Genomic DNA, 9388 nt, shown 5'->3' on the forward strand with positions numbered 1-9388 from the left:
TTTCACCGAGGGCGGCAGCTTGTTTAATCTCGTGACGGCTCTGAATCAAAATCATTTTTCTTCTCGTGGACCAAGGGCCTTAGCAAGGAGCTTGGTACATTCGATCAATCAACTATTCGCATGAAGGTTCTTTGTGTATTCGGCACTCGCCCTGAGGCGATCAAGTTGGCTCCGGTGATTCGGGCGTTGAGAGAAACTCAAGGTATTGTGTGCCGGATTTGTTTCTCTGGACAGCATCGGGAGATGGGCTTGAAGGCGCTTGGTGCCTTCGATCTCAAGCCTGACGTTGTCCTTGATACGATGGTGCCTGGCCAGTCGCTCGCATCACTTACCGCACGCTTGCTGACATCGCTTGACGCTTTGTATGAGCAGGAAAATCCGGATTGGGTCGTTGTGCAGGGGGACACGACGACGGCGATGACCGGAGCGCTTGCCGCCTTCTACCGCCGCATTCGAATAGCTCATGTTGAAGCCGGCCTGCGAACGTTGGATCGTCTTTCGCCATTCCCTGAGGAAATCAATCGGGTGTTTATCAGCCGGATCACGGACCTTCATTTTCCCCCTACCGCAGCGGCGGCGGAAAATTTACGGAGAGAGGGCATTAGCGACGACATTAATATCGTGACAGGCAACACGGTTGTTGACTCTGTCTTGTGGATGAAAGGTAGACTACCATCAGAGCCGCCCGAGGGGCTTGATGTGGTCCTGGCGGAAGGAAGACGCCTGATTTTGGTGACCTGTCATCGAAGGGAATCCTTTGGAGAACCCATGGAGAACATTTGTGACGCGCTACTGGCCTTGGTGGAACGCTTTGATGATATTCAAATCTTGTTTCCGGTGCATCCCAATCCGATTGTTAAACAATTGGTTCTGGCAAAATTGGGGAGGCAGGAGCGCATTTCGCTGGTGGCACCGCTGGACTATCTGCCCTTGCTCTGGTGCATGAACAAGGCAGTTTTGATATTGACGGACTCAGGCGGAATTCAAGAGGAAGGACCTTCTTTTGGAAAACCCATCTTGATTTTGAGAACCACCACGGAGAGGCCAGAAGCCGTGACGGCAGGCTGCGCAGAACTTGTGGGAACAGATGCGCAAAAAATTCTTGAGCGAGCGTCGGTCTATCTGTTGAATATAGAGATCTGTCGTGATCTGGCAGGTCGTCCCAGCCCTTTCGGAGATGGGCGGGCAGGTGAGGTTATTTCAAGAGCCTTGTGTCATGCTTCAAAAGTCTTAGTTGATGCCCGCTGCGCAGAATGATTGTATCGAGAGGATAAAGCTCATGTCTCCCCCCCCCATCCAGTGGCCTGACGGAAAAAAATTCGCCTTCACCATTTTCGATGACACCGATGCTTCTACGGTGGCAAACTCGGCACCGGTCTATGCGCTGCTCCGAGATCTCGGCTTCCGCACGACGAAATCGGTCTGGGCGCTCGAGGCGACGGAGCCGCCGGTCGTCGTCGGGGGTGCTACTTGCGCGGAGGACGATTACCGCGCATGGGCCTTGCAGCTTCAGACCGAAGGATTCGAGATTGGTTTTCACAACGCTTGCTGCCATCACTCGAAGCGCGAGCGCACCTTGGCCGGGCTGCGGCGCTTCGAGGAGATTTTCGGCCATCCGCCGCGTTCGATGGCGAACCACACCGGCTGCCGCGAAAATTTGTACTGGGGGGCTGATCGAGTCACAGGATTACACCGTTTCATCTATCAAGCGGCGACGCTCGGACGCAAAAGCGGATTCAAAGGCCATGTCGAGGGCGACGAATACTTCTGGGGCGACATCTGCAAGGAACGCATCGCCTATGCGCGGAATTTTGTCTTTCCGGACATCAATACCCTCCGTGCCTGCCCATTGATGCCGTATCACGATCCTTTGCGACCGTGGGTTAACGAGTGGTACGCCTCGTCTGAGGGCGGCGTGCTCACATCATTCCTCGAAACGCTCTCTGAGGAGAACCAAGACCGCCTCGAAGCCGAGGGCGGCGCTTGTGTGATGTATGCACATCTCGGAAAGTTTTTCCGCAAGGATGGTGTTGTCAGCGCACGATTCCGTGAGCTGATGGAACGGCTTGCCGCAAAGAACGGCTGGTTTGTGCCGGTTTCCGCCGTGCTCGACCACATCGTCGCGCAGCGCGGCCATCACACCCTGACCGACTCCGAGCGCCGCCAGCTCGAGCGTCGCTGGCTCCTGCACAAATTCACACGAGGCGAGAGCTGATTGGGAAATACAATGAAGCTGCAGATCGTCCGCTACGAAGACCGCCACGCCGAGGCTGTGAAGCGCCTCAATGAGCGGCTCGCCGCCGCCGGGGAGACGTGGACCTTTCCTGAGCGCACTCAGAGCAGCTGGCTTCCTGACGCGCTCGGGGAGGACATCGTCGAGCACTATTACGTCGCCGAAGAAGGCGATGAAGTGCGCGGTGGCTACATCTTGAAATGGCAGCCGTTCTGGATCGAAGGCCGTACCGAGCGCATCTGCACGCTCTACCTCCCGCTCTCCGAAGGCATCATCGATCAGCGTTACAAGCTCCTCGGTCTCAACCTCATCCGCGACGCGCTCACGCGAAACCCGCTCGCGTTTTGCCTCGGTATGGGCGGCGCGGCGCGGCCGCTGCCACAGACGTTGAAAATGTTGGGCTGGCAGGTGCACGATGTGCCATTCCTTTTCATGCCCCTGCGCGCCGGACGTTTCCTCACCAATCTGCAACCGCTGCAAACCAAGTCGTGGAAACGCATAGCTGCGCGCGTGGCATCACTCACTGGAGTCGCGGCCATCGGACTCGCGCTGGTGAAAAGGTGGCGTCGGGCTCCGGGTGGTGTGCGACGCGCCACGACGATGGAAGTGGTCGAGTTGTTTGGAGATTGGGCCGATGAGCTGTGGCAGGAAGCGCGATCAAACTACTCGCTGTGTGCCAACCGAGCGCGCGCGAATCAGAACCGCATCTACCGAGGCAGTGGAGGTGAAAACATCCGCGTGCTCGTGCGGAGTGAAGGAAAACCCGTCGGCTGGTTTGTAGCCCGCAGCCGAGCAATGAGTGGGCATAAATACTTTGGCAACATGCGCGTTGGCTCGCTCATCGATGTGCTCGCGCGCCCGGGTCACGAGATACACGTCGCCTGGGCCGCGCGCCAGTTTCTCAATGCGCGCGGCTCGGACATCATCGTCTGCAATTTGCAGCATAAGGCATGGCGCGATGCTATCCTGAGTGCCGGTTTCTTCAAGGGCCCGAGCAACTTTGCCCTTGCCTCATCGCCCAAACTCAGCGCGCAGCTGCAACCGTATGCGGAGCGCATCGAGCACGCCCAGTTCATGCGCGGTGATGGCGAGGGCCCGACGCATCTTTGACCACGCTTTCTCGATCATCAGCCATGCCCGTGCCGCCTCCAGACGTTGCAAAATTATTCACCACATTTGATGGAAGCTCCGCCGCGTATCAATCGCTCTCGCGCACGCTAGGCACCGCGACTGCGGAGTGGCCTGAGCTGCGTGTCGCCGTGCTTTCCACCTGCACGGCAGAAGTGTTGCAACCGTTCTTCATTGTTGAGGGCGCACGGCGCGGCCTGCGGCTCAAGCTGTGGTTCGGACCGTTTGGCCAGATTGAGCAGCAGGTGTTGGATCCACAAAGCGCGCTCTTTGCCTTTAAGCCCGATATCGTCTGGGTTTTCGCACGCCTTGAAGACTGGGCTGAGCGCGAGTTGCTGCAATTCGCGGCGCTCGATGAAGCTGCGCGCGCCGAGTTGCGCGACGCCATCATCAAACGCATCACCGCGGTCACCGAAGCCGCTCGGCGAAACACATGCGCGAGCTTGCTGTGGTGCAACTTCGCCCCGCCGCGCCTGCCTGGCGTGATGAGCGCGCCGGGTTTGTTCGATGCACGGTCGCTGAGTGCTTTTTGCAATGCGCTCAATGAGGAGATGAGCCGCGCCATTGCACTCGTCGCGGGCGCCTGGACATTCGACCTCGCACGCTCGATTTCGCAATGCGGTGCGAGCCGCTGGACCGACTCGCGCATGGCATTGCTCGCGCGCATCCCGTTTTCCGCCGATGCGCTCATCGCCCTTTCCCGAGCTCTGACACGAGTGCTGCGCGCATTACTAATGCCGCCGCGTAAATGTCTCGTGCTCGACCTCGACAACACGCTCTGGGGTGGCGTGGTCGGTGAGGTGGGCGCTGCCGGAGTCAAGCTGGGCGACAGCTTTCCGGGCAACGCTTACGTCGCTCTTCAAAAGGCCGCGCTCGCCCTGCGGAATCGCGGCATTCTTCTTTCCATTGCAAGCAAGAACAACGAAGCCGAGGCGCTCGAAGCTCTCGCGCACCCCGACGGCATTCTGCGGCCCGGCGATTTCGCAGCGATGGAAATTCACTGGGAGGACAAGGCCACGAGCCTGCGCCGCATCGCCAGCAAGCTGAACATAGGGACGGACGCGCTCGCGTTCTTCGACGACAGCGCAACCGAGCGCGAATGGGTGCGCGCGCAAATGCCCGAGGTCGGTGTGATCGAGGTGCCGGCATCGCCTGCGGACTACGCCGCGGCTCTCGAAGACTCCGAGATGTTCGACGCGCCGCTCATCACAGCGGACGATTTGCGCCGAGCCGAGATGTATCAGCAGCAGGAGCAGCGCCGTGCGTTGCAGCAGACGAGCGGCAGCGTTGACGATTTCCTGATGAGCCTCGACATGAAAGTTCAGGTCGGCCCGGTGAATGCGGAAACGATGGAGCGCGTGGCGCAGTTGATCGCGAAGACGAATCAATTCAACCTCACCACACGCCGCTACACGCACGCAGAGCTGTCTTCGATGATTGATGCGGGCGCGGTCGCGCTGTGGATGCGCGTGACGGATCGCTTCGGCGACAACGGTCTCACCGGCGCGATCATCGCCCTGCCGGAAGGCGACACGGGCCGGTGGCGCATCGATACACTGGTGCTAAGCTGCCGAATCATCGGCAGAAACATCGAGACAGGGTTGCTGGGCGTGCTCTGCCGTGAAGTCGCCAAACGCGGCGCGAACACTTTGATAGGCGAGTATCTGCCGACTGCGAAGAATGACCTGGTGAAGGATTTTTATTCGCGGCACTTGTTCACCGCCGATGATCCGGATGGCCGGTTGTGGCGCAGATCGCTCTTGCCGCTCGACAGTTTCACGATTCCCGGTTACCTGCATCTCACTTATGCCGAATGACACCATCGAAATAAAATTGCGCCGCGTTTTTTCGCAGGTGCTTGGCCTGTCCGAGGAAACCGTGGATGACGCCACCGCGCCCGACAACACAGCGCAATGGGACTCGCTCGCGCACCTGCGCCTCGTGATGGCCGTCGAGGAAGAGTTTGGCATCACGATTCCCGCCGAGCAGATCATGGACATGATTTCCTTCAAGATCGCGCGGCTGATGGTCGAGGAGCAGGCTGCTTCCTAGTGAATGAGTGCGACATTCCACGCCGGGCAAATATTCACCGAACGCTTCACGCTCGATGCGGAGGTCGTGCGTCGCTTTGCGGAATTCTCCGGCGACACGAACCCGCTGCACGTCGATGCCGGCGCGGCGCGCGAGTATGGATTTCCTCACGCGGTGGCGCATGGTGCAATCCAGGTCGCCTATCTCTCGAAGCTGATAGGCATGGTCGTGCCAGGGCCTGGTGCACTGTGGACCGGCCACCGCATCGAGTGGCTGCGGCCCGTCTTCGTCGGCGATCAGATCGAACTTCGCGTCGAAGTGAAGTCGTGGTCTGAGGGGGCGAGCCTGCTGCAGTTGAATTTCAGTGCGCTGAATGTGAAAGGAGATCTCGTCATGAATGGAGAAGCAGAAGTGAAAGTCGGACATAAACTTGCAGCAGTGCGGCAGACAGACGCCGGGCAAACTCGTGTATCGCTCGTGACCGGAGCGTCGCGCGGAATCGGTGCCGAGATCGCCCGGACACTCGCCAGTCGCGGACCGGTTGCGTTACATTATCACACGAATGCCGCCGCCGCCAAGGCTGTGGCCGGTGAGATTCGCGCGGCTGGAGGCGAGGCGGAAACTTTCGCCGCTGATCTTTCGCAGGCCGGTGCCTGCACGACACTCGTGCGCGATGTCGCTGGAAAGTTCGGCCGCCTCGACATCGTGGTACACGCCGCGACGACACCCATCATGACGGCCACGCTTGCGCAGACGACGGCGTCGCAGTGCGCCGCGTTCTGGCAGATCAATGTCGTCGCAGCGCTTGAACTTCTCCAGGCGGCCACGCCTTTGATGGTTGGCGGAAAATTTGGCCGCGTCATTTTTATGGGCACCTCGTATCTGTTCGGCGTGCCACCGGCTGGAATGGCCGCCTACATTTCTGCGAAACAGGCGCTCTGGGGCATCACACGTTCCGCATCGCTCGACTTAGCGCCGCAGGGGATCACCGTGAACATGGTGTCGCCCTCGATGACGATCACCGATCTCAGCGCGCATGTACCGCAACGGATCAAGGAAGTCGAGGCGATGAAAAATCCCTGCCGCCGCCTCGCCACCCCCGCGGATTCCGCCGCCGCTGTCGCGTGGCTCGCTTCAGATGCGGCAGCGTTCATCAACGGGATCAATTTGCCTGTGACCGGCGGTCCGGTGGTTTGATCCTCTGCGGAATTTCAACTCCGCTTGCGCGCGAGGATCGCGATTACCCCAGCAAAATGTGAAACACCGGGGATGAGGAGCAGGCATTGATCCAGCCAGCTAAAAATGCGTGCCGTCCAGTGACCCCAAGAGTCAGGAAACAGCCGTCTCAACCGTGCAATAAGATAAAAATGGCGCTGATCCTCGATAACAAATCGTTTCCCAATATGCCTAACCTCTTTTGCACTGAGTTGCCGTTCGTCAGGACTCACGTCTTTTTCGACCGCCGATCGATCACGCAGCCACTGAAGTGTCTGTGAGTATGCGACAGGTTCCAGAAACGCGACGCGACCGCCTGGACATAGAAGCCGCTCAAGCGCATTGAGCGCGTCATCAAGAGGCATATGATGAACGACCGACATAGCGAGGACGGCATCGAATGCCCCGTTCGTCAGGTTCACACTAGCACCATCAGCAACTATGAACTTCACGTTGTCGGAGACACCCTCTAACTGCGCCCTCTCCCGCGCGACTTCGATCAATTCGGGTGAAACATCAAGACCCGTGACACGGTAACCGAGACGTCCCAGGCGGCAGGCCATCTCACCGCTGCCGCAACCGAAGTCGCAAATGTGTCTGGGTTTGTGCAGGGTTAGAAAATGAATCACGCACTCGGTGTAGCGCGTGCGCCAGCGTGTACATGTCTGGTAGCGATCCACGAGGTCCTGCGGAGTGGGGGACAGGTTTTTCCGTTCACGCTGGGCAATAGAGACATGGTAGGCCATCTCGTTCTCCAGTCGTTGTTCGTTAGTGGTGGACATAATTCAGGGGGGGGGCAAAACAATTGATCAGTGGAACCTCAAGTCATCCGTGGAATATTCGATCTAGTATTTCTGTTGCCTTCCTTGTATCAACTTCGCAATGATAAATGTGGATAATAAGCGAATTCGTTGTTTCGATGCCCTGAGATTTTTTGCGGCCGTCATCGTGCTGGTGAATCATGCGAGCTGGTTTTTCCCCACTCGTCTTAGTTGGATCTTGCGCAATTGGGGAATCTGCAACGCAAAGTCAGCCGTGGCTTTTTTCTTCGTGCTAAGCGGGCTGGTGCTGCACCAAAGCTGGCTAGGTGCCGTGCCAACAGGAGGATCTGTCGGCCGATTTCTGGCGCGTCGCTGGTTCCGGATATATCCGTTGTATTACGTGTCCTTGATCCTGGGCGCGGCGGCTCTGTGCCTGCCTTTGGACACGGTTGCCGCTCTGCGGACCGAGGTCACAGCCGCGCCGGTCGTTCTGGCGCACAATCATTGGGATGTGGCGCAGTGGATTAACCATCTGATGTTGATCACTCCGGGGCTTGACTTTGATTTCATCAATCCACCGATCTGGACCCTGGCGGCTGAAATGCGCATTGCGCTGGTTTTTCCAGTCCTGTCGTTCGTTGTGTCCAGGCTTTCGATGGTGGGGGGAGGGGCGTTGCTGGGTATCTCGTTTGCAGCAGCGCCATCAGTGGGAGCGATGACTGTGCCAACGATCGCATTGATCCCGCTCTTTTTCGCCGGCGCGTGGCTGGCCCAGCATCGGCGACAGTTACCGCACTTGCCGCAAGCCGGCTGGTTGGTCGTCATAGCGGTGGGAGTTGTGGTATATGCGCTCGCTCCTTGGCTTTGCCCCCCGAGCAGCATTCTGCATCTGTATGTGACGGGGGGGAGTAGTTTGCTCATTCTTTTGGCCGTTGAGAATTTTCAGGCAGCGAGACATTTTCTTGAGACGCGGATACCAGTGGTATTCAACGACATCGCATACGGAATCTACGTTCTCCACTTTCCATTGCTGCTAGGTATTGCATATGGGTTCAACGCAGCCGGCCTTCCTGCTTGGCTGTTCGTTCCCATCTGTGCGTTACTCACGTTCATCGTTGCCGTGATTTTCAATCGTCTGGTCGAGATGCCAGTGATTGCCCTGGGCCGAAGGCTGACACGTAGCCAATCCGCTAGTATTTAATGGTCTTGAATCGCGAATTGGCTGGGAATCAAAATTGTCGGATGCATCCATGGAATGCTCATGTAACATGACAGATGCAATCGCTAGGCCGAGTCTTTTTACCCCAATATCTTCATGAGCGCATGCAGGTGGATCGTTACCCCATCCTGCGCTTTATCCGCGACGAAGCGATTCCCCTCATGAAGCCGGGGGTGAAAGTGCTGGATGCCGGTTCCGGCCGGCTTCCCGAGCAGACGCTGCGAGCGGAGATCTTGGCCACTGGCGCGGAACTGCACACGCTGGATTTCTGTGCTGGCGAGGGAGTGGACTTTGTGGGCGATGTCTCCGCCATGCCATTTGGGGACGAATGCTACGATATTGTGCTCTCTACGCAGGTGCTGGAGCATGTGAAGGATCCTGCCGGGGTCTGCGCTGAGATGGCCCGCGTCCTGAAACCGGGCGGACATTTGTTCCTAACGACACCGCAATCCTCCCCGATTCACAATGAGCCGTGGAACTTCTTCAATTTCACGCACTACGGGCTGGAACTCCTGTTTCAGAATGCCGGACTCTCTGTGGTGAAGAAAGATCCGCAGGGCGGTCATTTTGCATTGCTTGCCTTCATGCTGCATTGGACCGTGCGAGTCTTCGAACGGAAAAAAATGTCCCCGCTCCTGAAAGTGCCGCTCATGCTGGCCTCCAAATTCCTATTTGGTTTTGTAACCAAAATCATTCTGCTCTGGTTGGACTCATGGGACAAGGAACCGACCAATACGCTAGGATGGAACTTTCACGGGCAAAAGCCTAAAGTAGAGTGATATTGCTCACTTTGTTCTCCAG

9 protein-coding genes are annotated in these 9388 nt (G+C 57.9%); 8 read left to right on the forward strand and 1 reads right to left on the reverse strand.

What is annotated here, in order from left to right:
• Positions 1-120 precede the first annotated feature (120 nt).
• From wecB to ACIREA_RS19030, 6 genes are read left to right on the forward strand one after another with little or no spacing between them, the layout of a single operon-like run.
• The gene (wecB, locus tag ACIREA_RS19005) at positions 121-1257 is read left to right on the forward strand and encodes a non-hydrolyzing UDP-N-acetylglucosamine 2-epimerase (protein ID WP_397383912.1); all 1137 of its coding nucleotides are present in this window, start codon (positions 121-123) and stop codon (positions 1255-1257) included.
• Positions 1238-2215 (forward strand): hypothetical protein, encoded by a 978-nt coding sequence (locus ACIREA_RS19010; protein ID WP_397383913.1) that lies wholly within the window; start codon positions 1238-1240, stop codon positions 2213-2215. Before wecB ends, ACIREA_RS19010 begins: the two co-directional genes overlap by 20 nt.
• A gap of 12 nt (positions 2216-2227) precedes the next feature.
• Positions 2228-3343 carry a hypothetical protein gene (locus ACIREA_RS19015; protein ID WP_397383914.1) on the forward strand — a complete coding sequence of 372 codons (1116 nt, stop codon included), beginning with the start codon at positions 2228-2230 and terminating at the stop codon, positions 3341-3343.
• A gap of 23 nt (positions 3344-3366) precedes the next feature.
• On the forward strand, positions 3367-5178 hold the full coding sequence (locus ACIREA_RS19020) for an HAD-IIIC family phosphatase (RefSeq protein ID WP_397383915.1): 1812 nt from the start codon (positions 3367-3369) through the stop codon (positions 5176-5178).
• Positions 5168-5413: an acyl carrier protein gene (locus ACIREA_RS19025; protein ID WP_397383916.1), complete on the forward strand. Its 246-nt coding sequence runs from the start codon at positions 5168-5170 to the stop codon at positions 5411-5413. Before ACIREA_RS19020 ends, ACIREA_RS19025 begins: the two co-directional genes overlap by 11 nt.
• A 3-nt stretch (positions 5414-5416) precedes the next feature.
• Entirely contained in the window at positions 5417-6589 is a 1173-nt protein-coding gene (locus ACIREA_RS19030; protein WP_397383917.1) for an SDR family oxidoreductase, read from the forward strand.
• Between the two features lie 14 nt (positions 6590-6603).
• Here ACIREA_RS19030 and ACIREA_RS19035 read toward each other — a convergent pair whose 3' ends face one another.
• Positions 6604-7389, reverse strand: a complete 786-nt coding sequence (locus ACIREA_RS19035; protein ID WP_397383918.1) for a class I SAM-dependent methyltransferase — start codon at positions 7387-7389, stop codon at positions 6604-6606.
• Between the two features lie 100 nt (positions 7390-7489).
• Here ACIREA_RS19035 and ACIREA_RS19040 point away from each other — a divergent pair, with 100 nt between their 5' ends.
• On the forward strand, positions 7490-8569 hold the full coding sequence (locus tag ACIREA_RS19040) for an acyltransferase family protein (protein WP_397383919.1): 1080 nt from the start codon (positions 7490-7492) through the stop codon (positions 8567-8569).
• Positions 8570-8643: 74 nt separating this feature from the next.
• Entirely contained in the window at positions 8644-9366 is a 723-nt protein-coding gene (locus tag ACIREA_RS19045) for a class I SAM-dependent methyltransferase (RefSeq protein ID WP_397383920.1), read from the forward strand.
• Positions 9367-9388: the final 22 nt, after the last annotated feature.

It is taken from the genome of Prosthecobacter sp. (assembly GCF_044373815.1).
GTDB lineage: Bacteria > Verrucomicrobiota > Verrucomicrobiia > Verrucomicrobiales > Verrucomicrobiaceae > Prosthecobacter.